This window comes from Kutzneria sp. 744 (genome assembly GCF_000568255.1).
In the GTDB taxonomy this organism is placed as follows: Bacteria; Actinomycetota; Actinomycetes; order Mycobacteriales; family Pseudonocardiaceae; genus Kutzneria.
This window is the reverse complement of record NZ_KK037166.1, coordinates 7192502-7217236: the sequence shown is the minus strand read 5'-3', so window position 1 is coordinate 7217236 and position 24735 is coordinate 7192502. Positions and strand designations below refer to the sequence as shown.

Genomic DNA, 24735 nt, shown 5'->3' with positions numbered 1-24735 from the left:
CGGGCCGCCATGGAGACCGAGCACAAGAGCGTCATGGAGGCCGCGCACACCGAGGCCAGGCGCATCACCGACGAGGCCACCACCCGTCGTGACGATGCCGACTCGGCCGCCGCCGCCGTGCGGTCCAAGGCCGACGCCGACTCGCTGGCCAAGCGCACCCAGGTCGAGGAGGACTTCGAGATCGCCATGTCCGCCCGGCGGACGGACGCGATGCGCACCCTCGCCGAGCAGGAGGCGTCCAGCAAGAACGAGGCCGAGAAGCGGGTTCGGGAGGCCACCGAGGAGGCCAACCGCCGCCGGCACGACTCCATCGCCGAGGCCACCGCTCGTCTGCAGGAGGCCACCGACGAGGCCCACCGCCGCGTCCGCGAGGCCACCGACGAGTCCTCCCGCCGCGTCGGCGAGGCCACCCGACGGGTCGAGCACCTCCGCCAGATCCGCAACCGCATCGCCGGCCAGCTCACCGAGGCCCGCGGCCTGATCATCGCCGCCGCGCCCCTGTTGGAGCGGCTGCCGGAGGAGAAGGTCGCCGACGAGTCGCCGACCGTGCAGGTGAAGGTGCCCGAGGGCGGCATCCCCGCCCCCAAGCCCACTGGCGCACCGGCTTCGGCTTCGGAAGCCGCAGGCCAGGCTTCGGCTGGCCCGGCCGCAGGCCAGGCTTCGGCCCAGCCGGCCGCGGCTCAGCCTGTACAGGCCCAGCCGACGCAGTCCCAGTCCGCCCCGGCTCAGCCGACTCAGGCCCCGCTCGCGCAGGCCCAGACGGCCCAGGACAAGTCCGCCCGGGCGCAGGCCGCACAGCCCAAGGAGTCGGCCGGCGCTCAGGCGCCATTAACGGCGACCAACCCCGCCGCCCAGCCGGGGACCCCGCCGAACCAGGTCACGCAGCCGGTCCAGCAGGTCCCCGCCAAGCCCGCCGCCGCGGCCAAGCCCGCGACCCAGCGCACCGGACGTCCGGCGGCGAAGCAGCCCCGCACCGCCGGCCCCGCGACGCCCGCCCAGCCGGCCAAGCAGCAGCCCCAGCCGAGCACTGCTCAGCAGCCGGCCGCGGCCAAGGACGCCGAGCAGACCAAGAAGATCCAGCGCCCGACCCCGCCCCGCCAGTCGGCCAAGCGCTGACACCCGCCCTTGCACGTTCGGAACGGACCATTCCGCTACTCGGAGTTCGGGAATGGTCCGTTCGCTGCTTCCTGAACGTAGGTCAGTCCGCGAAACCCTGATCCGTCAACCAGTCGAGGACCACCGCCGCGAACGCGTCCGGGTCCTCGACGGGTGGCAGGTGTCCGCACCCGGCCAGCTCCACCACCCGCGCCCCCGGAACCTCGACGGCGCCGGGGGCCATGAGCGCATCCTCCGCACCCCGCACGACCAGCGTCGGCACGGTCACCGAGGCCAGCAGCGACGTCGAATCGGGCCGGGCGGCCATGGCCCGCTGGGCCCGAGCGACGACCGAGCCGGCCTGGGAGTCGATCAACGACCGGAGCCTGGCCCGCACCTCCGCACTCGCACCCGAGCTGACCAGGTTGGGCAGCATGGCGTCGGCCAACCAGCCCCTGACGCCCTCGGCCTCGGCCCGGGCGGCGACAGCGAGGCGGTTCTCCCGAGCGGTGCCCGTGTCGGCAGCTGACTTCGTGTCGACGAACAGCAGGCCGGCCACGCGGGACGGGACCCGGCGCAGGATGGCCATGGCCAGGTAGCCGCCCATGGAGCAGCCGCCGAGCACGAAGGGCTCGTCGCCGAGGCCGGCCAGGATCTGGTCGGCGGCGGCGTCGAGGTCCGGCGGGCCGTCGCCGAGGTCGGGCGTGACCAGCCGCAAACGTTTGGCCAACGGGTCGCGAACGCCGTCCCACATGCGGGAATCCAACGGAAAGGCGTGCAGCAGCACCAGCATCACGACGCCGACGCTACTGTGCACGCTCGTGGCTGACCATCCACTCATCCTGCTGACCGGAACCTCCGCCGCCGGCAAGACCACCGTCGGCCGGCTGCTGGCCGACGCCCTGCCCGCGAGCGCGTTCGTCGAGGGCGACGCCGTGCGCACCATGATCCGCGGCGGCCGCGTCGACATGACCCCCGAGCCCACGCCCGAGGCGCTGCGCCAGCTCGCCCTGCGCCACCGGCAGACCGCGCTGCTGGCCGACTCGTTCCACGAGGCCGGCTTCGCCACCGTGGTCGAGGACGTCGTCGTCGGCCGCCACCTGGTCGACTTCGTCCGCTCGCTGACGGCGCGACCGCTGCACGTGGTCGTGCTCGTGCCGGACGAGGACACCGTCCGGCGGCGCGAGGCCGAGCGGGACAAGATCGCCTACGACGACGTCTGGACGCCGGCCGCGCTCAACGCCGTCGTGCACCGCGACACGCCTCGACTCGGCCTGTGGCTCGACAGTTCCACCCAGACCGCCGCCGAGACGGTCGAACAGGTACTGAAACGGCTCCCCGAGAGCCGTATCGAGCACCTGTAATCGTTTGCTCCAAGCACAATCGGCTCATGCTCACCGAGCTGCGCACGGAGCGACTGCTGCTCCGCCGGTTACGGCCCGACGACCTGCCCGCCGTGGTGCAGATCCAGGGCGATCCGGCGGCCAATCGGCACAACCCCATCGGCACCGCCAGCCCGGCCCGGATCGCCCAGCAGCTCCGCTGCTGGATCGCCGACTGGGCCGAGCACGGCATCGGCTACTGGCTCGTGGTCGACGCCGTCACCGAGCAGGCCGTCGGCCTCGGCGGCCTGCGCCCGTGCGAGCACAACGGCGCTCCGGCGCTGAACATGTTCTACCGGTTCCGGCCCTCCGCCTGGGGTCGCGGCCTCGCCCTGGAGATGGCCCGGGCCGCCGTCGACTGGGCCGAGCGCGAAGGCCCCGGCGCCCCCGTCGTCGTGGTCACGACCAGGGACAACCTGCCCTCCATCCGCCTGGCCGAACGCCTCGGCTTCCGGCGGGCCGGCAGCGACCCGTTCTGGCTGGAGTTCAGACGATCGTGACCCGGCGCTCCTCGGCCGGGCCGTTCCACACGCGCGGCAGCGGGACCTCGACCTCCGGCGCGACCGTGGCCACGATGGCGTCCAGCACCTGCTCGGTGTAGCCGACGAACAGGTGCTTCGCGCCGGCGAACTCCTCGATCCGGGCCTGCTTGAAGCGCTCACGGGCCTGCGGCGGCCGGAGGTAGTCGTCGAACTCCGGCACCAGGCACACCAGCGGCTTCGTCCACGCCGCGAGGTCCTCCGGGGAGCTGTACCGCAGCGGCGGCGAGATCAGCACCGCCCCCTGCACCTCGTCGGCGCAGCCGTGCCGCAGCGCCAGATCCGTGCCGAAGGACCAGCCCACCAGCCACACGTTCGACAGATTCCTCGCCGTCACGAACTCCAGCGCCGCCTGGACGTCCAGGCGCTCGCCGTCGCCGTTGTCGAAGGTCCCTTCGCTGCGCCCCGCCTCGCTCGCCGTACCCCGGGTGTTGAAGCGCAGCACCGCGATGTCCGCCAACGCCGGCAGCCGGAACGCCGCCTTGCGGTACAGGTGCGAGTCCATCATCCCGCCGTGCGTCGGCAGCGGATGCAGGCACACCAGCGTCGCCCTCGGCGTCCCTTCCGGCAGCGCCAGCTCCCCCACCAGGCGCAGCCCGTCGGCCGTGGTCAACGTGACCGGCTCGCGCCGGGCCGGCAGCATCGTGTTGGCGCGGACATCGTTGCTCATCACCGAAAATCGTGCCAGGTCAACACCATGATCACGGCACAATGCCGGCATGACCTCGACCACGCTGTGGCGGCCGACCGGCCCCGCCGAGCTGGAGCTCGTGCGCGCCGCCGGCTGGCGCCGCTGGCCGCCACGCCTACCCGACCAGCCGATCTTCTATCCCGTGCTGAACGAGGACTACGCCATCCGCATCGCCCGTGACTGGAACGTGCCGCACTCCGGCGTCGGCTACGTCACCAGGTTCGCGGTGCGCACCGAGTTCCTCGACCGCCACGAGGTGCACCAGGTCGGCGGCCGGACCATTCTCGAGTACTGGATTCCCGCCGAGGAGCTCGACGACTTCAACGACAACCTCGTCGGCGAGATCGAGGTCGTGCACGAGTTCCGCTGATCACCAGCGCCGGGTCGTCGGCCTCCGGCGGCCCCGGCTGTTCCAGCAGCCCGTGTGCCAGTGCCGGCGGTCTTCCACGCCGCCGTAGTCGTCCGCCGGCCAGGCCACCACGTGGGGCGTGCCCGGTCGGATCTCGTGGTCGCAGCCCGGGCATCGGTACGTCTTGTCCCCGGCCCCGACCGGTCGGACGTTCCAGTCCCCGTCCGGCCCCGACTCGACCCTCGCCCATCCGTGAGTGGTCGGGCGGGGCTCGTCCTCCCCTTTGGGACCGGGGCGTTGGGGTCGGTTACGGCGTGGCACGGGTGCCCAGGCTATCCGGCCGCCCCGTCCGTGCCGGACAATGGCCCCATGCCGACCTACGACTTCCGGTGCCGCCAGTGCGGCGACACCTTCGAGGTGAACCGGCCCATGAGCAGCGCCGCCGACCCGGCCGCCTGCCCCGCCGGCCACGACGACACCGTCAAGCTGCTCACGACCGTCGGCGTGAACACCGGCGCGAGCGCCCCCGCCGCCGGCGGCGGTTGCTGCGGCGGGGGCTGCTGCGGCTAGCTAGGGCTGGCCGATCACCTCTACTGCACAGGTCAGACCCGGCGCTCGGCTCAGCCGAGCATCTTTGGTCACCAGCGGCACACCCAAGCTCGCTGCCAGCGCAACGTAGAGTGCGTCGTAGTAGGTGACGGAGCCGCGGAGCTGCCACGCCGCGTCAGCGAGAGGCCCAGTGGCCGGGTATCGGTTGTCCACCAGGTACTTGAGTGAGTGCAGGGCCGTCAGGCAGTCGCTGGCCGGGAGATCTCCGGCCAGTTCCTGACGGCGTAGCACGCTGCCCACCCTCAGCGTCGGCAAGATGCGGCATGTGGCACGTTGACGCCGCGATCCTCTTACGTAGTTCCCGCGACTCGTCTGTGTACACCGTAGTCGCGTAGACGAATGCCGAGGCGTCCAGCACCAAGTCGGTCATGGGCGCTCCTCGTCCCGGTAGGCGAGGATCTTGTCGGGGTCGGCGCCGCCGGATTCAGCCAGGCCGGCCTCGATCACCGCGATCACTTCTTCCTTGGTTTTCTTGGCGGCGATCGCGATCACCTGGTCACGCATGTACGCCTGAATCGACTGGCCGGCCCCCTCTGCCCGCAGTCGGATGGTGCGGTACGTGTCGTCAGGGAGGTCACGGATCTGGATGGTCGGCACTTCGTCAGGGTAGCGCTGATTCAGCGCTACGCCGATGTTCGTTTTCATGGGTCTGTTCCTCGTGGTTCGAGGACAGCCGGGAGAGTGGTCGGGCCAACCTGGCCTCGATCTCATTCAGCATCTCGTCCGGTGTCCGCTGTGACGCCAGCTCGATCAGGTGGCCGCGGACGTAGTCCTCGACGGACTGGCCGGCGGCTCGGGCTCGGGCCTGGATCGTGTCGCAGATCCGAGGGGGCAACCCGAGGAGGCGCATGATCGTCACGTGCACAGCGTAGCGGGACGTCACATGGTGTAGTCGCGGAACCCCTTGCCGGTCTTGCGGCCGAGGCGGCCGGCGGTGACGAGGTGCTCCAGCAGGGGGGCGGGGGCGAAGCCGGCCTCGCGGAACTCCAGGTAGAGGGTGCGCTCGATGGCCAGGGAGACGTCGAGGCCCACGACGTCGAGGAGCTCGAAGGGGCCCATGGGCAGGCCGCAGCCGACCTTCATGGCGGTGTCGATGTCGTCGGCCTCGGCGTAGTGGGCCTCAAGCATCTTCACGGCGTCGTTGAGGTACGGGAAAAGCAGGGCGTTGACGATGAAGCCGGCCCGGTCGCCGCAGTGCACGGGCTCCTTGCGCAGCGAGGTGCAGACGGCGTGGGCAGTGGCGACGACGTCGGGGGCCGTGGCGATGGTGGAGACGATCTCCACGAGCTTCATGACCTGGGCGGGATTGAAGAAGTGCAGCCCGACGACATCGCCGGGGCGCGAGGTGGCGGCGGCGCATTCGATGACGGGCAGGGAGGAAGTGGTGGTGGCGAGCACGGCCCCGGGCTTGCACACCTCGTCCAGAGCGCCGAAAACGGCCTGCTTGACGGAAAGCTCCTCGGCGACGGCCTCGATGACCAGGTCGCAGTCGCCCAGCGCCTCGAACTCGACGGTGGTGTGGATGCGGGACAACGCGGCGTCCCGGTCGGCCTCGGCCAGCTTGCCGCGGACGACGGCCTTGTCGAGGGACTTGCGGATCTTGGCGACGGCGGCCTCGGCCTTGTCCACGCCTCGGGCCCGCAGCACGACTTCGTTGCCGGCCTTGGCAAAAACCTCGACGATGCCGGTGGCCATGGTGCCGGTGCCGATCACGCCGACCCGGCGCACCTCACGCGGAGTGCCGGCAACCGCAACGGAAACGGCGTCGCCGACCACGACGGGCGAGTCGGGGGCCTCGTAGGTGTAGAAGCCGCGCCCGGACTTCCGGCCCAGCAGGCCGGCGGTGATCATCTGCTTCAGAATCGGCGCGGGGGCGTGCAACCTGTTGCGGGACTGGTGGTACATCGTGTCGAGGATCTCGTACGCGGTGTCGAGGCCGATGAGATCCAGCAGCGCCAACGGCCCCATCGGGTAGCCGCAGCCGTACCGCATCGCGGCGTCGAGGTCTTCCCTTGTGGCGTAACGACTCTCGTACATTCGCACGGCATGGTTGAGGTAGCCGAACAGCAGCGCGTTGGCGATGAAGCCGGCGCGGTCGCCGATCACCACCGGGGTTTTGCCCAGCCCGCCGAGGAAAGCGACGGCGTCGTCGACCACGTCGTGCTCGGTGACGACGGTCCGCACCACCTCGACCAGCTTGAGCACCGGCGCGGGGTTGAAGAAGTGCAGCCCCAGCACCTTGCCGGGCCGGCCGGTGTGCACGCTGATCTCGGTGATGGACAGCGAGGACGTGTTGGACGCCAGGATGACGTCCGGCCGCACGATCTTGTCCAGCTGCGCGAAGATCTCGGCCTTCAGCGCCAGGTTCTCCGGCACGGCCTCGACCACCAGGTCGACCTCGGCCAGGTCGGAAAGGCTTGTGCCGTAAGAGATCCGGCCCAGCAGATCGACCCGACCGGCCTCGTCCAGCTTGCCGCCGGACACCGCGCGGGACGTGGAGTGCTCGATGTGCCCGCGCCCCTTGGCGATCGCGGCCTCGTCCACCTCGACGGCCACCACCCGTAGCCCGCGCCGCGCGCACACCTCCGCGATGCCGGCACCCATGGTGCCCAGTCCAACGATCCCGATGGTGGTGATTTCGCGCGTCACGGCGGACCTCCGGCGCTCGTCGAAGCGGCGTCACTGGCTTGCTACGCGTCAGTAACATCCGAGCTTGGCGGAGATACTGCCATGCCGCGACCGCTCGACCGGGTGAGCTTCGCCACCGAATCGTGCAAGTTCCCCCGACCTCGCCGAGACGGCGGGCCGGCGCCGGGAACGCGTCACCCAGGATCGACACGCCCCGGCGCCGACGACGGTCAGGCCAGGACAGCGGAGACGATGATGTTGTCCACGTAGTTGCCGCTGGCCTTGTCGAACGAGCCGCCGCAGGTGATCAGCCGCAGCTCGCGCTGGGTGGACGGCCCGTACACGGCCTGGGTCGGGAACTGGGCCTTGGGCACCTGCTGAACCTGGCGCACCATGAAGTTCAGCACCTGCCCGCTCTGGTCGGTCACCTTGACGGCGTCGCCGGCCTTGAGCTGGTTGAGCTTGTTGAAGATGCCGAGCTGCCCGCCGCCGTCCACGTGCCCGAGGATCACGGCCTTGCCCACCTCGCCCGGCCGCACGCCGAACTTGTACCAGCCGGCCTGCAACGGCTGGCTGACCGGCGGCACCTGGACGGTCTTGTCGGCGTTGAGTCCAAGTTGGACCAACGAGGAGTGGGCGTTGATCGCGTCCACGTCAACGCGGACGGGCAGGCCGGCGCGCGACCCGTTGTCGGCCGGCGGCGCGGGCGCCTGCTGCGCCACGGAAGTGGTGGGCGCCGCCGCGACCGGTCGGCTCGTGGTCGGCACCGACGGGCTGGTCAGGGCCGTGTTCTCGGGCTTGGCGGAGTGGACGAGGCCGAGCGCGAACGCGGCCACAGCGACCACCACGACCAGTGCGCCGGCGACGATCAGCATCGTGCGCCGGCCGGACGGCGGCTTGGATGCGCCGCCCGGCCTGGGGATGTGCAGTGTCGGCTCCATGCCCCGCCCTCAGCCGCGCTGGACGGCGAGCTTGCGCCGGCGGGTCACCGCGACGCCTACGCCCGCGGCGCCGACCAGTGCCACGCCGCCGAGCTCGGCCAGCAGCAGCCCGGAACCGGTGTCGGACGGGCCCTGGCCACCGGTCTGGGGCGCGCCGCTGGGGTAGACCATGGTGGTGGAAGTGTCCACAGTGCTCGAAGTCGTGGTGTTGGTCGTGGTGTTGGTCGTCGTGGTCCCGCCGCCGCCGTTGCCGCCACCGCCGCCGCGGTTGCCGTTGTCCACGTTGATCATGACGGAGATCTTCTGGTTGCCGCAGCGGAAGGAGATCTCGAAGTTGCCCGACTTCACGTCGTCGCGGACCCGGGCGGTGGCCTGGATGTTGAAGTCCTTGCGGCCCGTCCTGACCCATTCCTTGACGTTGTCCAGGGCGGCCGAGATGGCGATGTCGGCCCGGTTGGAGTCGCAGCGGGCGTCGAGCTTGATCTTGTCGCCGCCCCGGTAGGAGCGCTGCGACGGGTCGATCCTCAGTGACGCGTTGTTGTCGTTGTTGTCCCGGTTGTTGCTGGTGTCGGCATACGCGGCCGGCGCAACCGCGACGATCGTGAACGCGGCGACGGCCGCGCCCGCGGCGATCACCCGAGTGGCAACCATGAGCAGTCCTTCCTGAAAAGCACTGAGCCGGCCGGTCGGTCGTGCTCGCAGAGACGATCGCCGCCAACTACGCCCGCGGCCGCCCGCCCGGTTCAGTGCGTTTCGGACTACTCCTCGAACTCGATCTCCACGAGCTTGCCGATCCGGCGCAGCGCCTCGGCCGCGTCGGGCCCGTCGGCCACCACCTTGATCGTGTCACCGCCCACCGCCGACAGCCCCATCAGCGCCAGCACGCTGCGGGCGTCGGCCTGCTGTCCGTTGTGGTAGACGGTCACATCGGCTTTGAGGCTGGCGATCGTGCGGACCAGCAGGGCGGCCGGCCGCGCGTGCAGACCGACCTCGTTGCGCAGCACCAGTTCGACGGATTCGCCGACGGCCGGCGTGGCCTGCGCGCCGAACTCCGGCGGCCGCTCGCCGGCCGCACGGGCGACGCCGGCGAGGTCGCCGCCGCCCTGCGCGGCCACGGCCGCCGCGACCGCGCCCTCCACCACCGGGGCGTCGACCACCATCGCCAGCAACGGATTCGCGAGCGACTCGACGGCGAGGTCGGCGATCATCCGGGCGCTGCCGAGGTCGTAGAGCAGCACCGCGCCGTCGCCGGTGTCGGCCTGCTCCAGGGCCGCGCAGACCCGGTCGAAATCGGTTCCGATCGAGCCGTCGTCCATGCCGCCGGCCGCCTTGATCGTCACGTCCGGGGCCATCTGGCCGGCCAGCTCGGCCACGCCCTCGGCCAGCTTGACGCTGTGCGAGACGATCACCAGCCCGACGGTCATGACGCGCTCGCCGAGGCCGTGTCGGCCAGCGACCGCAGCAGCAGCGAGGTGGAGCGGGCGCCGGGGTCGAGGTGCCCGGCCGAGCGCTCGCCCAGGTACGACGCCCGACCCTTGCGCGCCACCAACGGAATCGTCGACTCGGCACCGGTTTCGGCGGCCGATGCCGCGATGCAATGTATAGTTCACCTGTGCGCATGCCTAAAAAATTAGAGCTACACCGCTTTCATTCAGCATGATCATTACATCGATTGAGGTTGGTTTCATAGATTAGGAATTCCTAAGAGAAGGGCCCGCCTACGTCCGCCCAGGATGGTAGTGAGTCTGGACGCTGGAATCCAATATCGGCAGAAATCTCTAGGCGAAGATACTAATTCCCGCTGCTGGTTGTGAAAAAGAAGCTGCTCGACTTGTCGCCCACTTCGGCCTTGCCCCGCGCGAGACGCCGTCCAGCGCCGCCCGCAGCGCGGCGGCGACCGACGCGCCGTCGACCTCCTCCAGCCCCGAGGCCGCGCGCAGGAACGCCGTGCCCAGCAACGGCCCCGACGCGCCGCCGACCTTGGAGATCAACGTCTTGGCCACGAGCTTCAGCACCGCGGCCGGACTGTCCACTTCGGACGTGTCCAGTGCGGACACCACGAAGTCGAATCCCCGCTTGAGGTTCTCGCCGTGGTCGCCGTCGCCGATGACCCGGTCGAGGTCGACCAGCTCGTCCCGGTGGGCCACGACCACCGCCGCCATCGCGCGCACCGCCGACGCCACATCCGCAGTCGAGCAGCCCATCGTCACATCCCCCAGCGCAGGGCCACGGTCCGCACCGGCGCGTCCCACAGCTCGGTCAACTCGTCGTCCAGCTTCAGCAGCGTCAGGCTCATGCCCTGCATCTCCAGACTTGTCACGTACGGGCCGACGAGTCGCCGCTCGACCACGATTCCCCGCTCCGCCAACAACTTCTCCGCGATGCCGTGGGCCAGGTACAGTTCGACCAGCGGCGTGCCGCCCATGGAGTTGGTGAACAGCAGCACCTTGTCACCCTCGGCGAACGGCAGGTCCTCCAGCACGGGCTCGATCAGCCTGCGCACCAACACATCCGCCGGCTCCATCGTCCGCCGCTCGCGGCCGGGCTCGCCGTGGATGCCGATGCCCAGCTCGTACTCGTCGTCGGCCAGCTCGAAGCTCGGCTGCCCCACGTGGGGCACCGTGCACGCCGTCAGCGCCAGGCCCAGCGACCGCACATTGGCCACCACCTTGTGCGCCAACGCTTCGCAGCGGTCAAGGTCCGCCCCCTGCTCGGCCGCCGCGCCGACGATCTTCTCCAGCAACACGGTGCCGGCCACGCCGCGTCGACCGGCGGTGTACAGCGAGTCCTTCACCGCCACGTCATCGTCGATCACCACCGACCGCACGTCCACGTCGTCCATGGCCAGCAGCTCGGCCGCGGTCTCGAAGTTCAGGACGTCGCCGGTGTAGTTCTTGACGATCAGCAGCACCCCCGCGCCGCCGTCGACCTTCTCCACCGCGGCCTGCACCTGGTCCGGCGTCGGCGACGTGAACACCGCGCCCGGACAGGCGGCGTCCAACATGCCCGCGCCGACAAAGCCGCCGTGCATCGGCTCATGCCCGGCTCCACCGCCGGAAACCAGCGCCACCTTGCCCTGCACCGGCGCGTCGGCCCGCCACACCACCGCGGGATCCCGTTGCACCGCCAACAGGTCCGGATGGGCCAACGCCATGCCCTGGAGGGCCTCATCGACCACTGTGGACGGGTCGTTGATGATCTTCTTCATCGCGGTGTCCCCTCGTCGCGGCACACAACCGGCCCGACCTTCCTACCCCCGCGAACACATCACACGCCAGCGCGGAATTCCCAAGGGTAGGCTCACCTAACATGAGACCCCAGGGAATCGCCGTGCTGATCGCGGCCGCGCTCGTGCTGACGGCCTGCGGGCAGTCCCCGGCCAGCGACGGCCGTTCCGAGGTCGCCGTCGGCGGCGCCGGCTTCCAGGACGCCGGCGCGCGCACGGCCAAGTACGGCACCGACGCGCTGCCCGGCGTGTTCCCGCGCACCATCACGCACGCCATGGGCAAGACCACGCTCGACCACAAGCCGACCCGGGTCGTCGTGCTCGACACCGGCGAGCTGGACAACGTGGTCGCGCTCGGCGTGAAGCCGGTCGGCGTCGCCTTCCCCGACGGCTCGCCGAACATGCCGTCCTACATCGGCGACAGGGCCGGCACGCCGGCCAACGTGGGCACCCAGAACTCCCTCAACCTGGAGGCCATCGCCGCCCTCAAGCCGGACCTGATCCTCGGCTCCAAGCTGCGGGCCGAGAAGCAGTACCCGCTGCTGGCCAAGATCGCCCCCACCGTCTTCTCGGAGCGGCCCGGCTACCCGTGGAAGAGCGACTTCCTGCTCAACTCCGCCGCCCTGGACCAGACCGACCAGGCCGACAAGCTGCTGGCCGACTACACCGCGGCGGCCAAGAAGCTGGGCCAGGACGCGCAGGCCAAGCTGGGCAAGCTGCCGGTGATCTCCATGCTGCGCTTCATGCCCGGCCGGATCCGCCTGTACGCCGAGAAGTCCTTCGTCGGCACCGTGCTGGCCGACACCGGGCTGCCGGTCACCGAATCCGGCCAGGCCGACGACCTGGCCGTGGAGATCAGCCCCGAGCAGATCGGCAAGGCCGACGCCGACTGGATCCTCTGGGGCACCTACGGCTCCCCCGACAAGACCGGCCAGGCCGGCGTGCTCGGCGGCCCCCTGTGGTCGACACTGGGCGCCGTGAAGTCCGGCCACGCCCGCAAGGTCGCCGACGAGACCTGGTACCTCGGCCTCGGCGTCCTCGCCGCCGACTCCGTCCTCACCGACCTCCGCGCCACGCTCGGGGTCTGACGTTATGCAGGGAAGGACGCCTTACTAGGTTGCGCAAAGAAGACCACTCAGGTTACTTCCCTGCATGAAGCCGGGGTCACTTGCGGCCGTAGCGGAGTTTGACGATGGCCAGGAGCTGGCGGACGGTGCCGGCGCCGCGGGTGAAGGACATGGGGTTGAGCAGGGGCCTGAACTTGCGGCGGGCGACGGCCTGGGGGCGGGCGAACTCGCGCAGGCCGTCCTCGCCGTGGATGCGGCCGAAGCCGGAGTCGCCGACGCCGCCGAAGGGCAGCGAGGGGATGGCCGCGAACGCCACGACGCCGTTGATCGACACCATGCCGGCCTTGAGCCGCCGGGCCAGCTGCTCGCCGCGGGACTTGGAGAACACGGTGCCGCCGAGGCCGTAGCGGCCGGCGTTGGCCAGCCGGATGGCCTCGTCGGTGTCCCGTACCCGGTTGATCGTGATGGTCGGCCCGAAGGTCTCGTCGGTGATGGCCAGCGAGTCCTCGGGCACGTCGACCAGCACGACCGGCTCCACGAACGGCGGCCGCACCGACTCCACACCGCCGACCAAGGCCCTGGCGCCCTTGTCGAGGGCGTCCTGGACGTGGCTGCGGATGATGTCGACCTGGGCCGGCATGGTGATCGGCCCGAGGTCCGCGCCGGGGTCGCCGCCGGGGCGCACCTTGCCGGCCAGCTTCTTCACCGCCGCGGTGAACTCGTCGGCGACGTCCTCGTGCACGTACACACGCTCGACGCCGACACAGGTCTGGCCGGCGTTGGACATGCCGCCCCACACGGCCGCGTCGGCGGCCAGCTGCACATCGGCGTCGTAGTCGACGATCAGCGCGTCCTTGCCGCCGCATTCCACCAGCACCGGGGTCAGCGACTCGGCGCAGGCGGCCATCACGCGCTTGCCGGTCTCGGTCGAGCCGGTGAAGGCCAGCTTGTCCACACCGGACCGACACAGCGCGGCCCCGGTCTCGCCGAAGCCGGTGACCACGCTCAGCACCGGGTGCTCCGGCACGACCTCGGCCAGCGTGTCGGCCAGCCAGGTGCCGACGCCCGGCGTCAGCTCGGACGGCTTGAACACCACGGTGTTGCCGGCGGCCAGCGCGTAGGCGATGGAGCCCATCGGCGTGAACGCCGGGTAGTTCCAGGGCCCGATCACGCCGACGACACCGAGCGGCAGGTACTCCACCGTCGCGGCCTGGTTGGACATCAGCAGCCCGGCCGGCACGCGGCGCTTGCGCAGCACACGGTCGGCGTTCTTGGCCGCCCAGTGCAGGTGATCGATGACGAGCACCAACTCCAGCTTGGCGTCGGCAGCCGGCTTGCCGGTCTCGGCGGAGATCAGGCTCGCCGCCTCGTCCACGCGTTTGACCAGCAGCCGCCGCCAGGCGTCCAGGCGCTCCTTGCGACCGTCGAAGCCCAGTTCCTGCCACCAGTTGCTGGCCCGGCGGGCCTGCGCGACCGCGTCCGCCACCTGCTTGGGGCTGTGGATGGGGTGGTGGGCGACGACCTCTCCGGTGCGCGGATCCAGTGAGGCGAACCGTCCGTCACCCGAGGTGGTCACCGCACTGCTCTCCGGCGCTGTCTGAGTCATCGACCCTCCCGGCATTGGGCACTCAGCTTGTTACTGAAGAGTACGCACGGCGACCCGCACTCGTCAGCACCCATTCTCCTGGCCGTGTCGTGCCGCCGGGCGGGTGAATCAGGATTTGGGCAGATTCGCTGCGACGATCTTGCCCGCGGCGACGGCCTGGGCACACGGGTCGAAGCCGGCGATCTTCTGCCCGTTGGCCACGTAGACCACCACGACCTCGCCGCGCCCCTGGGACATCGGGCGGTCGGACCACGTCAGCGTGCACGACGGGTACGAGGTGGAGGTGTCGCTGCGGTAGGCGGTGACGCCGCCCAGGTCAACCGGGGTGGGCGGGGCGTCGAAGCCGGCCACCGAGGGGTCGCCGCCGATCTTGGCGTAGACCTCCAGGGTGATCCCCTTCTGCCGCCACGCGCAGTCGTACAGGGACTCCGAATCCCGCTTGGGCTGGTCGCCGACGATCTTGCCGACGGTGTCGCGATCGATCAGCGAACACGGATCTGTGCCGGCCATCACACTGCTGCCGGCCGCGATCTTCGGCGGCGCGGTGCGGATGCGGGCGATCACGCCGCTGAGCACCTGCCGGGCGACCGCGCACGGCTCGCCGCCCTTGGCCTCGGTCCGGACCACGACGGCCCGCGTGGGGGCACCCTGCGTGACCGCCTTGTCCGTGCAACTGCCGCTCTGCCGGGCCTCCAGCACCCGCATTCCAGCCAGGGACAGGGCGTCGCGGTCCCACTCCGGCACGATGTCGCCGAGCGTGACGGTGACGGTCATCTGCTGGCCGCCCACGGTGACCTCGGCACGGCAGCCCTGGAACGGGTCCCCGGCCGGCTTGGCGCCGGGTGTGCCGACGGTGCTGAGCAGCTTGGCGTCGAGCAGCGCGCACGGGTCGACGGCCCGCAGCCCGGCCTCGGCGAAGGCCGGGTCGACCGGCCCCAGATCCCCGGCGGGCTGGCCGGCGACGGTGGTTCGCCCGGTCACCGAACGGGTCGTGTCGACGTTGGGCGAACAGGCCGTGAGCAGGGCGGCGGCCGCGACGACGGCGCAGGCGAGGCGGAGCACGAGTGCACGGTAGCGACCGGCGGCGACCCGTGTGACGTGAATCCCGTGATCGGTCTCACCGAGAGTTTCGGGAACGATTCAGAAGGCCAGAACGTCATACCGGGTGCAAGGAGAAACGAAGACCTGGAAGGGGACGAAGTGATCAAGGTTCTGCGTAGGCAGGCCCGCAAGGCGGCTCGTCGGTTCGACGCCTGGACCGTCGAGGCGTTCAACCCGGTGTACCCGCACCGCGGCGGCCGGCGCTGAGCTGCTGCTCAGCACCGACCGCCGCAGATGATCAGCTCTCGCCGGCGCCAGTGGCGTCGTCGGCGGGCTCGGCCGTCGTGACCACGATGGGCCGCAACCGGGCCCAGAGGCCGAACAGGATGCCCACCACGAGCATCACGATTCCGCCCCACAGGTTGATGTTGACGCCGGCCGCCTTGTCCAGGCCGGCCTGGCTGGTGAACGCGATGCCCATCACGGTGAGCACCACGCCGTACACCACGAAAAGCAGGGCCAGCACGTAGCGGAGGTCGAACAGCCCCACGCGCTGCTTCTTCACAGGCTCGATCATCGAAGTCTGTCCTCCCTCACCAGAAGATGACGTTCAGCACGGCCGCCAGCACCAGCACGCCGACGCCGAGCACCACCGGCTTGCGGTACCAGCCGGCGTTCTCGCCGGTGTCCGAGTGCTTGAGGCTGTCCCGCGGGGTCAGCGACCACACCAGCCCGACCAGCTCCGAGTCCGGCTTGGGCGCCGTCACCAGCGTGACGATGACGCTGATCACGATGTCCATGATGAACGCGGCGCTGGCCGCCACGAAGGCGCCGCCCTGGCCGGACAGCTCGAACACGCCGGTCCGGTTGAGGATGTCGACGGTCACCGCCGACGCGGTGCCGACGATCAGGCCGATGCCGCCGGCCATCGGCGTCATCCGCTTCCAGAACATGCCCAGCAGGAACGTCGCGAACAGCGGGGCGTTGAAGAAGCCGAACAACGTCTGGAGGTAGTCCATGATGTTGTTGAACTGGCCGGCGATGAACGCGGTGCCGATCGCGATGACGCAGCCGACGATCGTGATCAGCCGGCCGGTCCGCAGGTAGTAGTCGTCCGGCTTGTTCTTGACTACGTAGGTCTGCCACAGGTCGTAGGTGAACACCGTGTTGAACGAGCTCACGCTGGCCGCCATGCCGGCCATGAACGCCGCCACCAGGCCGGTGATGGCCACGCCGAGCATGCCGTTGGGCAGCAGGTCGCGGATCAACAGCTCGATGGTGTTGTTGTAGGTGACGCCGTTGTCCAGCGTGCCGCCGCTGGCCTTGAACTTGGCCAGCTCGGGCGAGATCACCGCGGCGATCATGCCCGGGATGAAGATCAGCAGCACGATCAGCGTCTTCGGGTACGCGCCGATCAGCGGCGTGCGCCGGGCGGCCGACATGCTCTTGGCCGACAGCGCGCGCTGCACCTCGGCGAAGTTGGTCGTCCAGTAGCCGAAGGACAGCACGAAGCCGAGGCCGAACACCAGGCCGATGACCGAGAGCACCGGGTTGGCGATGCCGGTCAGGTTGGAGCCGGGCCAGGAGTGCAGCTCGGCCGAGGCGTCGGCGTTGGCCGCGGTCAGCTTGGCCACCAGGCCGTTCCAGCCGCCCACCTTGTACAGCCCGACGATGGTCAGCGGCAGCAGCATCGCCACGATCACGAAGAACTGCATGACCTCGTTGTAGATGGCCGCCGACAGCCCGCCCAGCGTGGTGTACGCCAGCACGACCGCGGCCGCGACGATGATCGCCACCCAGGTCGGCCAGCCCAGCAGCAGGTTGATCACGGTGGCCAGCGCGAACAGGTTGACGCCGGCGATGAGCACCTGGGCCAGCGCGAAGCTGAGGCTGTTGACCAGGTGCGCGAAGCGGCCGAAGCGACGGAGCAGGAACTCCGGCACGCTGCGGACCTTCGAGCCGTAGTAGAAGGGCATCATGACCAGGCCGAGGAAGACCATGGCCGGGATGGCGCCGATCCAGTAGTAGTGCACCGTCGGCACGCCGTACTGCGCGCCGTTGGCCGTCATGCCGAAGATCTCGACCGCGCCCAGGTTGGCCGAGATGAAGGCCAGGCCGGTCACCCAGGCCGGCATCGACCGGCCGGACAGGAAGAAGTCCAGGCTGGAGGACACCGAGCGGCGAGCCAGCGCGCCGATGCCCAGCACCAGGACGAAGTAGAAGCCGAGCAGGACGTAGTCCACGGGCCCGGCGTCCAGCCGGAGGTTCGCGTCCGCCAGGACGTTCACCGGCTCACCTCCACACATCGAACAGCACCGAACAGCATTCACCACCATGTGGCGGAAGCGAACGTTACCGCACAGGCATGGAGCGGTGAACAGGCCGAAACCCAGCTGTTGTTTTGTTGGAAGGTCACACTAAATGACCATGGGGGACCCCGCTTGGTGACGCGGGGTCACAAGACGATCACGGGTTGGCGCGCAGCAGGCCCGCGACCTGGTCAAGATCACTGCGGGTAGCCTCCCGTGCGCCACCGTGCAGCGCGAAGCCGTCGTTGACCATGCGCGGGATCACATGTAGGTGCACGTGGAAGACGGTCTGCCCGGCCGCGCGGCCGTCGGCCAAGATCAGGTTGATGCCGTCGGCCGGCAACGCGCTGTCACGGATTCGCGCCGCCAATCGTTGGGCCAACGGGAACATCAGCGCACCCGTCTCCTCCGGCAGCTCGGCCAGGTTCGTCGCATGACGCTTGGGGACGACGAGCACGTGGCCACGGTTGATCGGCATCAGGTCGCAGAAGGCGATCAGGTCCTCGTCCTCATGCACCACGCTCGCCGGCATGGCACCGGACACGATGGCGCAGAACACACAATTCCGGTCCACACTGGAGAACCACCCTTTCGGCACTGTCAGACTGACTGGGTGCCGGAGCCTCTCACGCTGGTCACCGCCGTCACCTCGTGGACGGCGGATCCCGTGTCCCTGCTGGTCATCGTGCTGCTGGGCGGGTGGTACTGGCGGTCCGTCCGCCGGGTCGGGGCGTGGCCCCGCGCCCGCGTCGTCGCCTTCTACGCCGCCGGGCTCGGGTCGTACGCGATCGCCACGCTGTCGAGCATCGGCGTCTACGCGGACACCCTGTTCCTGATGCGCGCGGCCCAGGTCATCCTGCTGTTGATGGTGGCTCCCTTGGGCTTGGCCCTCGGCGCGCCCTTCACGCTGCTGCGCGACACCGGACCGGCGGCACTGGTGGTGCGCCTGCGTTCCTTGCTGCACAGCCCTTTCGGCAAGGTCATCGCCTTCCCGGCCACCGCGTCCGTGCTGCTCATCGCCACGCCGTGGCTGCTGTACTTCACCGCCTGGTACCCCGCCGTGCTGCGGTCCGCGGTGGTGGACGAGCTCACCCGGCTGCTGTTGGTTCTGATCGGTCTTGTTTACTTTTGGAGCCGTTTGCAGCTCGATCCCGTGCCGCGGCGCTTCCACCACCTGGTGTCGGTGTGGATCACCCTGGTCGAGGTGGTCGGCGACGCCACCCTCGGGCTCACGCTGTGGTTCTCCGGGCACATCGTGGCCCAGGACTACTACCAGGCCCTCGGCCGCACGTGGGGCCCCGATCTCCGGCTGGACCAGACCTTCGGCGCCGGCGTGCTGTGGATCGTCGGCGACCTGGCCGGGCTGCCGTTCCTCGGCGCCCTGCTGAACCGCATGACCAAGGAAGACGCCAAGCAGGCCAAGGAGATCGACCAGGTCCTCGACGAGCAGGAGGCCGCCGGCGAGGACTCGGACCGCCCGTGGTGGGAGAACGACCCCACCCTGGCGGAGCGCTTCAAGCGCCGCTGAACCCCCGCGAGTCCCGCCCAGCGTCACACCGAAACCCGTCCTCCGTCCGCCCACCTCGTCGTCACATGCGGTCCGAATGTGCCGCTGGGAGGCAAGCGTGACGTCGCATGTGACAGTCGGATGTGCGCGAAAGCGTATTTCGGTGTGTCTGAGAGCGGGACTCGCGGGGGTGCGCCGGTCAGGCGGGGGTGTGCACCGCCTGCTCGGCGTCCGGCAGATAGTCCTTGTAGGCGCCGCTCTCCCAGGTGGACCACTGGTCCCAGTTCGCGCCCTGCGAGGAGATGTCGAAGGCGGCCTTGGCGTTCTCTACCGGGTCGAAGGCCTGCTGCTCGGTGACCTCGGGGTGCCAGTAGTCGTTGATCTGCCACAGGCCACGGTCACGGGTGCAGTTCTCGTTGACGAGCAGGGCATGCGTGAAGCCGCTGCTCTCGGCCAGGGCCACGGCGACGGCGTTGACCAGCCCGTCGCCGGTGAAGCCGGCGTCCTTGGCCAGCTTGGCCAGTTGGGCAGCCGAGTACTGGTCGCCCTCGGACCTGCTCACCGACTTGCACTTCTCGTGCTCGACCGGGGCGGAGGCCTGCACGTGGGCGGGCGGCACCGCCCCCGGAACGGATCCAGCCAGCAGGGCCGATGCCGCAACAGCGGCGAGCCGGGACAGCGCTTGAATCACCTCGGGGCTCCGAACTGCCGACGGGAACGTGAACACGTCCAGCTATGCCAGCAATTCCGGGCCGGTGCGAGGAATCTGTCCCGATCGGGACGAAAACCGCCTGCCGCGCAACCGAAAGCGGTGGACCACCTAGTGAATGGGTCGCGGTTGCGCCGTCGCACAATTGTTGCACAACCACGACGTCGAAGTCACGACCGGCGCGGACCCATCATCCACCAACGGATTGGAAGTCCTTGTCAGGTCGCGATCCGGGCATCCATCCACGCCGCGATCCGGGCCAGGGCCGGCATCGCGAGCGGGGCGCCCATGTTCGTGAAGGCGTGCGGGCAGCCGGGCCATATCTCCAGCGTGGCCTCGTTGCCGGCCAACTCCCAGCGTGCCGCCAGAAACGCCGAATCATCGACCAGCGGATCGAGTTCGCCCACCGTCAACAAGGCCGGCGGCATACCGGCGAGGTCGGCGAACAACGGCGACACCGACGGATCGCGGCGACGTTCGGAATCCCACCCCGGCAGGCTGATCTCCACGACGCTGTCGAGAATCGTGCGCCCGAGAACGGGAGTCTCGCCGGTGGCCCGACGCGCGCTCGGCGTCTGGGAAAGGTCGTACACCCCGCTGTCCAGCTGCGCCCCCACGATCCGCTCGAATCCAGCCTCTCCCCGGAGTCGAATCAGCGTCGCCGCGGCCAAGTGAGCCCCGGCTGAAATCCCGCCCAGCAACAACTTTCGCGTCGGATACCGCTCGATCATCCACCGCGCGGCCGTGACGCAGTCCTCGATCTGCTCCCGCACCGTCACGTCCGGCACCAGCCGGTACTCCGGGCTGATCACCACGACCTGACTGGCGCGGGCCAGGACGTCGTTCACGGCGTCGTCGTCCTCGGGCCGCCCCGCGGCAAAGCCGCCGCCGTGCACCCGCATCACCACGCCCTTGGGCTCACCCTCGGGAATGAACACCCGCAGCCGGATTTCCCCGCCGGGGCCGACGATTCGCTGCTCGATCGGCGTCAGCACGGTGGCGGGCGGCGGCGGGGAGCTGATCTCGCGTAGCAGCGCCAGTCCTTCCGCCGTGCGGGCGTCCGGGTGCGGCGCCTCGGCGAAAACCTTGTTGGCCGCCCACTGTTCCCGCAGCAAGCCAGGCTCGACGTCGATCATCACCGCACCTCGCTCATCGGATCGAGGGAGGCCGCGGTCGCCTCGTCGTGATCGGTGGAAACGCTGATATAGCGCCACTTCTCATCCTCGACGGCCCGAGCCTGCGCCACCACCGCGGCGTACTGCACGGCGTCGCTGCCCAGCAGCAGACGGACCGGCGGCTCGTCCAGCGCAGCCACCGCCAGCACGACCTGCGCCACCTTGACCGGATCACCGGCGGCCTGAACCTCATTGCTGCCGAGCATGGCGGCCATCGCGCCGACGGTCGGCCGGTACGGCTCGCTGATCGGCGGCACGTGCATGGAAGAACCGGCCCAGTCGGTGCGCATGCCGCCCGGCTCCAGCACCGTCACCTTGATGCCCAGCGGCGCGACCTCCTGGGCCAGCGCCTCGGAGAAGCCGCCGACGGCCCATTTCGCCGCCTGGTACGCCGACAGGCCGGGCGTCGCCACCCGGCCGCCGACCGAGGAGACCTGGATGATGCGGCCGCTTCCCTGTGCCCGCAGCGTCGGCAGGGCCGCCTTGCTCACGTTGACCACGCCCAGCAGGTTGGTCTCCAGCTGGGCCCGGAAGTCCGACGGCTCGATGTCCTCGACCGAGGCCAGGTTGGCGTATCCGGCGTTGTTGACCACGACGTCCAGGCGGCCGAAGGCGTCCACCGCCGACTGCACCGCCCGCCGCGCCGCCTCTGCGTCGACGACGTCCAGGGCCACCGGCAGCACCCGGTCGCCGTGCTGCGCCACCAGGTCGGCCAGTTGCTCGGGTCGGCGGGCCGTGGCCACCACCCGATGTCCGGCGGCCAGCGCCGCCAGCACGATTTCCCGGCCCAGACCACGGGAACTGCCCGTCACCAACCACACCTCGGACATGATCGCCCCTTATTGAGTGAACGTTCATTTCTAGAGTCAGATTAGGCCCGCCCCCGCACCGCTGTCAAGTGAACGTTCACTCAATAGCGATGAGCATCACGACCGGAGCAACGCCTACCGCCGAACGAGCCGCGTCCACCGGCCCCCTGAGCAGCGCAGCGACACCGGCTTGATCCGTTCGGCTGAGCCTGCGGCGTAGGCGTTTGCCGCCGCTCGGCCCTCGGGTACTGATCCGAAGGGGGCCACACCACTGTGAGGTCGCCCCATGGCCGACTACGGCATCGACGTCAGCAGCTTCAACACCATCACCAGCTGGCCGGACGTGCGCGCCGGCGGCAACGCGTGGGCGTGGGCCAAGGCGACACAGGGCAGCGGGTACACGAACCCGTTGTTCGGCGGGCAGTTCGCCGGCTCCTCGGCCGCCGGGCTGATCACCGGCGCGTACCACTTCGCCGACCCCAACCCCGGGGTGCCGGCCAATGTGGACCACTTCGTGACGGTGGCCAGCCCGGTCGGGGCGTTCGCCGACGGCGCCATGGTTCCGTTGCTGGACATCGAGAACGACCCCGCCGACGGCGTCAACTGGACAGCCGACAGCGCCAACGCCTTCATCGCCGCGTTCCGCGACACCCTGCGCATCGCCACCGGCCAGCCCAAGCTGTGCGTGTACGCCTCACAGAGCTGGTGGCTCGGCGGCATGCTGCGCCCCGACGACTGGGCCGACGACAACGTCTACCTCTGCGCCGCCCGATTCGGCGTCGACCCCGGCGACGTCGGCTGGACCCACCCGCGACTGGCCGCGCACCAGTACACCAACGAGGCCCCCACCCCGGGCTCCGCCGGGCCGACCGACCGCAGCGTCACCATCGGGACCTTCGACGCCGCCGCGCTGACGATCTAGACGCGCCGACCACCTGGAACAGCCTCGGCGATCTAGAACAGGCGGAACTCGTCCGAGTCCGTGCCCTTGAGCGCGTCGTAGTCCAGCGTCACGCAGCGGATCCCGCGGTCCTCGGCCAGGGTCCGGGCCTGCGGCTTGATCTGCTGCGCCGCGAACACGCCCTTGACCGGGGCCAGCAGCGGGTCCCGGTTGAGCAGCTCCAGGTACCGGGTCAGCTGCTCGACGCCGTCGATCTCGCCCCGGCGCTTGATCTCCACCGCCACCGACACGCCGTCGTGGTCGCGGCACATGAGGTCCACCGGCCCGATCGCCGTCGGAAACTCCCGCCGCACCAACGACCAGCCGTCACCCAATGTGGTGACGTGCTCGGCCAGCAGCACCTGGAGGTGGGCCTCCACGCCGTCCTTGACCAGGCCCGGCTCGATGCCCAGCTCGTGCTTGGAGTCGTGCATGACCTCCTCGACGGAGATCACCAGCTTCTCGCCGGCCTTGTTCTGCACGGTCCACACGCCCGGGTCCTCGATCAGCCAGCACGGCGGGCTCATCCAGTTCAGCGGCTTGTAGGCGCGGTCGTCGGAGTGCACCGACACCGACCCGTCGGCCTTGATGAGCAGCAGCCGGTTGGCCATCGGCAGGTGGGCGGTCAGCCTGCCGACGTAGTCGACCTGGCACCGCGCGATCACAAGACGCACGGCGAACGAAGTTACCCGGGCGATCACCACCGCCCGCACACGGGGCCGTGTCGCCTCCGTCCCGCCGCCCGCACGAGCCTGCCTGTCCCCAGCCCAGGAGAACGCTCGGCCCCGCCCCTGCTTCGCCCGGTTGCTGGATTTTTTGAGGCCCGCCACCCAACTCGCCCCACCACCCGAGCCGACGCGGGCCTCGAAAAATCCAGCAAGGGCGAGGCAGGGGCTTAATGGGGGCCGAGCCCCGCGCGGAACGCGCGGCAAACTAGCACTGTGGAATTGATCGAATCACGTGAGGTGTATCGCAACGCCTGGATGACGGTTCGCGAGGACGACATCCGCCGCCCCGACGGGTCGACCGGCATCTACGGCGTCATCGACAAGCCCCACTACGCCCTGGTCGTCCCGCTCGACGGCGACCGGCTGCACCTGGTGGAGCAGTTCCGGTACCCGCTGGGCCGACGGCGGTGGGAGTTCTGCCAGGGCACGGCGCCCGACCTGGCCAGCGTGGAGGCCAAGGAGCTGGCCGCCCGGGAGCTGCGGGAGGAGACCGGGCTGCGCGCCGAGCACATGGTGGAGCTGGGCGTGCTCGACGTCGCGCCGGGCATGTCCAGCCAGCGCGGCACGGTGTTCCTGGCCACGGGGCTGACGGAGGGCGAGCCCGAGCGTGAGCTGGAGGAGCAGGACATGCGCACGGCGTGGTTCCACCGCGCCGAGTTCGAGGCCATGATGGCCCGCGGCGAGATCAGCGACGCCCAGACCGTCGCCGCGTACATGCTGCTGCTCCTGCACGAGTCCCGACAGCCGTAGATCCGCTACGTGTCCGGCGAAAAGTCTTAAGCTCGTCTACATGATGGACGTGCGACGGCTCGTGCTGCTGCGGGATCTGGCCGAGTACCAGACGGTGACGGCGGTGGCCGACGTGCACCACGTGACGGCATCGGCGGTGTCGCAGCAGCTGCGGGCGCTGGAGGCCGAGGTCGGCAAGCCGCTGCTGCTGCGCGAGGGCCGGACGCTGCGGCTGACCTCGGCCGGACGGGCCCTGGCCCGCCGCTGCGAGGACGTGCTCGCCGCCCTGGAACGGGCGTCGGCCGAGGTCAACGAGCTGGCCGGAACCATCGACGGCGAGCTGGCGGTGGGCAGCTTCACCAGCGCCTTCCCCTCGGTCGCGATGCCGATGGCCGAGACGTTGCAGGCCCGGCACCCGCAGCTGAGGTACCGGTTCCACGAGGGCGAGCCAGAGGAGACCATCGCGCTGCTGCGGCAGCGGCGGCTCGATCTCGTGGTGGCCTACCGCTATCGGCACCTGGGCACCGAGCTCCCGCCGGGGCTGGTGGCGCTGCCGGTGTGCGACGACCCGTTCCTGATCTGCGTGCCGGAGAAGCTGCGCGAGGTGGTGGAGACCGAAGGCCTGTCGGCGCTGAGCGAGCAGTCCTGGGTGGCG

General features: G+C 69.9%; 29 protein-coding genes and 2 pseudogenes. 10 read left to right on the top strand and 21 right to left on the bottom strand.

Annotated elements, in window-relative coordinates; genetic code table 11:
• Window positions 1-1116: pseudogene (locus tag KUTG_RS59230) on the top strand (hypothetical protein); the annotation flags it as partial.
• Window positions 1117-1198: 82 nt separating this feature from the next.
• Here the strand turns inward: KUTG_RS59230 and KUTG_RS33205 are convergent.
• Entirely contained in the window at window positions 1199-1888 is a 690-nt protein-coding gene (locus KUTG_RS33205; RefSeq protein WP_043722438.1) for an alpha/beta fold hydrolase, read from the bottom strand.
• A 28-nt stretch (window positions 1889-1916) separates the two neighbouring features.
• On the opposite strand from KUTG_RS33205, the gene KUTG_RS33200 reads away from it, so the two are divergent.
• Window positions 1917-2459: an AAA family ATPase gene (locus KUTG_RS33200; RefSeq protein ID WP_043731468.1), complete on the top strand. Its 543-nt coding sequence runs from the start codon at window positions 1917-1919 to the stop codon at window positions 2457-2459.
• Window positions 2460-2485: 26 nt separating this feature from the next.
• The gene (locus KUTG_RS33195; protein WP_052395688.1) at window positions 2486-2977 is read left to right on the top strand and encodes a GNAT family N-acetyltransferase; all 492 of its coding nucleotides are present in this window, start codon (window positions 2486-2488) and stop codon (window positions 2975-2977) included.
• Here KUTG_RS33195 and KUTG_RS33190 read toward each other — a convergent pair.
• Window positions 2964-3686, bottom strand: coding sequence for an alpha/beta hydrolase (locus tag KUTG_RS33190; protein ID WP_043722436.1), 723 nt, complete (start codon window positions 3684-3686; stop codon window positions 2964-2966). The genes KUTG_RS33195 and KUTG_RS33190 overlap by 14 nt on opposite strands.
• A gap of 49 nt (window positions 3687-3735) precedes the next feature.
• On the opposite strand from KUTG_RS33190, the gene KUTG_RS33185 reads away from it, so the two are divergent.
• Window positions 3736-4077 (top strand): hypothetical protein, encoded by a 342-nt coding sequence (locus KUTG_RS33185; protein WP_043722434.1) that lies wholly within the window; start codon window positions 3736-3738, stop codon window positions 4075-4077.
• Here the strand turns inward: KUTG_RS33185 and KUTG_RS64175 are convergent, their stop codons facing one another.
• Window positions 4078-4377, bottom strand: a complete 300-nt coding sequence (locus KUTG_RS64175; RefSeq protein ID WP_043722432.1) for a hypothetical protein — start codon at window positions 4375-4377, stop codon at window positions 4078-4080.
• A gap of 48 nt (window positions 4378-4425) precedes the next feature.
• Between KUTG_RS64175 and KUTG_RS33175 the strand changes: the two genes are divergently transcribed.
• Entirely contained in the window at window positions 4426-4626 is a 201-nt protein-coding gene (locus KUTG_RS33175; protein ID WP_043722429.1) for an FmdB family zinc ribbon protein, read from the top strand.
• Here KUTG_RS33175 and KUTG_RS66505 read toward each other — a convergent pair whose 3' ends face one another.
• From KUTG_RS66505 to dhaK, 9 genes and pseudogenes are all read right to left on the bottom strand, one after another.
• Entirely contained in the window at window positions 4627-4818 is a 192-nt protein-coding gene (locus KUTG_RS66505; RefSeq protein WP_369794659.1) for a type II toxin-antitoxin system VapC family toxin, read from the bottom strand.
• Window positions 4819-5031: 213 nt separating this feature from the next.
• Window positions 5032-5310 carry a FitA-like ribbon-helix-helix domain-containing protein gene (locus KUTG_RS33165; protein ID WP_198047385.1) on the bottom strand — a complete coding sequence of 93 codons (279 nt, stop codon included), beginning with the start codon at window positions 5308-5310 and terminating at the stop codon, window positions 5032-5034.
• Between the two features lie 234 nt (window positions 5311-5544).
• Window positions 5545-7314 (bottom strand): 3-hydroxyacyl-CoA dehydrogenase family protein, encoded by a 1770-nt coding sequence (locus tag KUTG_RS33155; RefSeq protein WP_043722422.1) that lies wholly within the window; start codon window positions 7312-7314, stop codon window positions 5545-5547.
• A 209-nt stretch (window positions 7315-7523) separates the two neighbouring features.
• Window positions 7524-8234: a class F sortase gene (locus KUTG_RS55495; protein ID WP_063753592.1), complete on the bottom strand. Its 711-nt coding sequence runs from the start codon at window positions 8232-8234 to the stop codon at window positions 7524-7526.
• Window positions 8235-8243: 9 nt separating this feature from the next.
• Window positions 8244-8885, bottom strand: a complete 642-nt coding sequence (locus KUTG_RS33145) for a hypothetical protein (protein WP_157494913.1) — start codon at window positions 8883-8885, stop codon at window positions 8244-8246.
• A gap of 107 nt (window positions 8886-8992) precedes the next feature.
• Entirely contained in the window at window positions 8993-9658 is a 666-nt protein-coding gene (gene dhaM, locus KUTG_RS33140) for a dihydroxyacetone kinase phosphoryl donor subunit DhaM (protein ID WP_043722416.1), read from the bottom strand.
• Complete coding sequence (locus KUTG_RS56855; protein ID WP_369794543.1) at window positions 9655-9780, bottom strand: DAK2 domain-containing protein; 126 nt, start codon at window positions 9778-9780, stop codon at window positions 9655-9657. Before KUTG_RS56855 ends, dhaM begins: the two co-directional genes overlap by 4 nt.
• Window positions 9781-10067: 287 nt before the next feature.
• Window positions 10068-10438, bottom strand: a pseudogene (locus KUTG_RS33135) (DAK2 domain-containing protein); the annotation flags it as partial.
• Between the two features lie 2 nt (window positions 10439-10440).
• Complete coding sequence (gene dhaK / locus KUTG_RS33130) at window positions 10441-11442, bottom strand: dihydroxyacetone kinase subunit DhaK (RefSeq protein ID WP_043722414.1); 1002 nt, start codon at window positions 11440-11442, stop codon at window positions 10441-10443.
• A gap of 101 nt (window positions 11443-11543) precedes the next feature.
• Between dhaK and KUTG_RS33125 the strand changes: the two genes are divergently transcribed.
• Window positions 11544-12548, top strand: coding sequence for an ABC transporter substrate-binding protein (locus tag KUTG_RS33125; RefSeq protein WP_043722410.1), 1005 nt, complete (start codon window positions 11544-11546; stop codon window positions 12546-12548).
• Window positions 12549-12624: 76 nt separating this feature from the next.
• Here the strand turns inward: KUTG_RS33125 and KUTG_RS33120 are convergent, their stop codons facing one another.
• From KUTG_RS33120 to KUTG_RS33100, 5 genes are all read right to left on the bottom strand, one after another.
• Window positions 12625-14133, bottom strand: coding sequence for an aldehyde dehydrogenase family protein (locus KUTG_RS33120; protein WP_043722407.1), 1509 nt, complete (start codon window positions 14131-14133; stop codon window positions 12625-12627).
• 108 nt (window positions 14134-14241) lie between these two features.
• Window positions 14242-15195 carry a hypothetical protein gene (locus KUTG_RS33115; RefSeq protein WP_043722404.1) on the bottom strand — a complete coding sequence of 318 codons (954 nt, stop codon included), beginning with the start codon at window positions 15193-15195 and terminating at the stop codon, window positions 14242-14244.
• A gap of 277 nt (window positions 15196-15472) precedes the next feature.
• Entirely contained in the window at window positions 15473-15751 is a 279-nt protein-coding gene (locus tag KUTG_RS33110) for a hypothetical protein (protein ID WP_043722402.1), read from the bottom strand.
• A gap of 16 nt (window positions 15752-15767) precedes the next feature.
• Complete coding sequence (locus KUTG_RS33105; protein WP_043722400.1) at window positions 15768-17462, bottom strand: sodium:solute symporter family protein; 1695 nt, start codon at window positions 17460-17462, stop codon at window positions 15768-15770.
• Between the two features lie 178 nt (window positions 17463-17640).
• Window positions 17641-18042, bottom strand: coding sequence for an HIT family protein (locus KUTG_RS33100; protein WP_198047384.1), 402 nt, complete (start codon window positions 18040-18042; stop codon window positions 17641-17643).
• A gap of 54 nt (window positions 18043-18096) precedes the next feature.
• Between KUTG_RS33100 and KUTG_RS33095 the strand changes: the two genes are divergently transcribed.
• Window positions 18097-19011, top strand: a complete 915-nt coding sequence (locus KUTG_RS33095; RefSeq protein ID WP_043722395.1) for a cytochrome c oxidase assembly protein — start codon at window positions 18097-18099, stop codon at window positions 19009-19011.
• Between the two features lie 178 nt (window positions 19012-19189).
• Here the strand turns inward: KUTG_RS33095 and KUTG_RS33090 are convergent, their stop codons facing one another.
• The 3 genes from KUTG_RS33090 to KUTG_RS33080 form a co-directional block, all read right to left on the bottom strand.
• The gene (locus KUTG_RS33090; protein WP_157494912.1) at window positions 19190-19681 is read right to left on the bottom strand and encodes a transglycosylase SLT domain-containing protein; all 492 of its coding nucleotides are present in this window, start codon (window positions 19679-19681) and stop codon (window positions 19190-19192) included.
• 236 nt (window positions 19682-19917) lie between these two features.
• On the bottom strand, window positions 19918-20835 hold the full coding sequence (locus KUTG_RS33085) for an alpha/beta hydrolase (protein ID WP_157494911.1): 918 nt from the start codon (window positions 20833-20835) through the stop codon (window positions 19918-19920).
• Window positions 20835-21704, bottom strand: a complete 870-nt coding sequence (locus KUTG_RS33080) for an SDR family NAD(P)-dependent oxidoreductase (RefSeq protein WP_043722392.1) — start codon at window positions 21702-21704, stop codon at window positions 20835-20837. The genes KUTG_RS33085 and KUTG_RS33080 overlap by 1 nt, the downstream gene beginning before the upstream one ends.
• A gap of 265 nt (window positions 21705-21969) precedes the next feature.
• Between KUTG_RS33080 and KUTG_RS33075 the strand changes: the two genes are divergently transcribed.
• Window positions 21970-22605, top strand: coding sequence for a glycoside hydrolase family 25 protein (locus tag KUTG_RS33075; protein WP_043722390.1), 636 nt, complete (start codon window positions 21970-21972; stop codon window positions 22603-22605).
• A 32-nt stretch (window positions 22606-22637) separates the two neighbouring features.
• On the opposite strand, the gene nucS is transcribed toward KUTG_RS33075, so the two are convergent.
• Complete coding sequence (gene nucS / locus KUTG_RS33070; protein ID WP_043722386.1) at window positions 22638-23297, bottom strand: endonuclease NucS; 660 nt, start codon at window positions 23295-23297, stop codon at window positions 22638-22640.
• A 309-nt stretch (window positions 23298-23606) separates the two neighbouring features.
• Between nucS and KUTG_RS33065 the strand changes: the two genes are divergently transcribed.
• Window positions 23607-24101: an NUDIX domain-containing protein gene (locus tag KUTG_RS33065; RefSeq protein ID WP_084581406.1), complete on the top strand. Its 495-nt coding sequence runs from the start codon at window positions 23607-23609 to the stop codon at window positions 24099-24101.
• Window positions 24102-24141: 40 nt separating this feature from the next.
• Window positions 24142-24735: LysR family transcriptional regulator (locus tag KUTG_RS33060; protein WP_157494910.1), on the top strand; the 594-nt coding region annotated here is incomplete at its 3' end.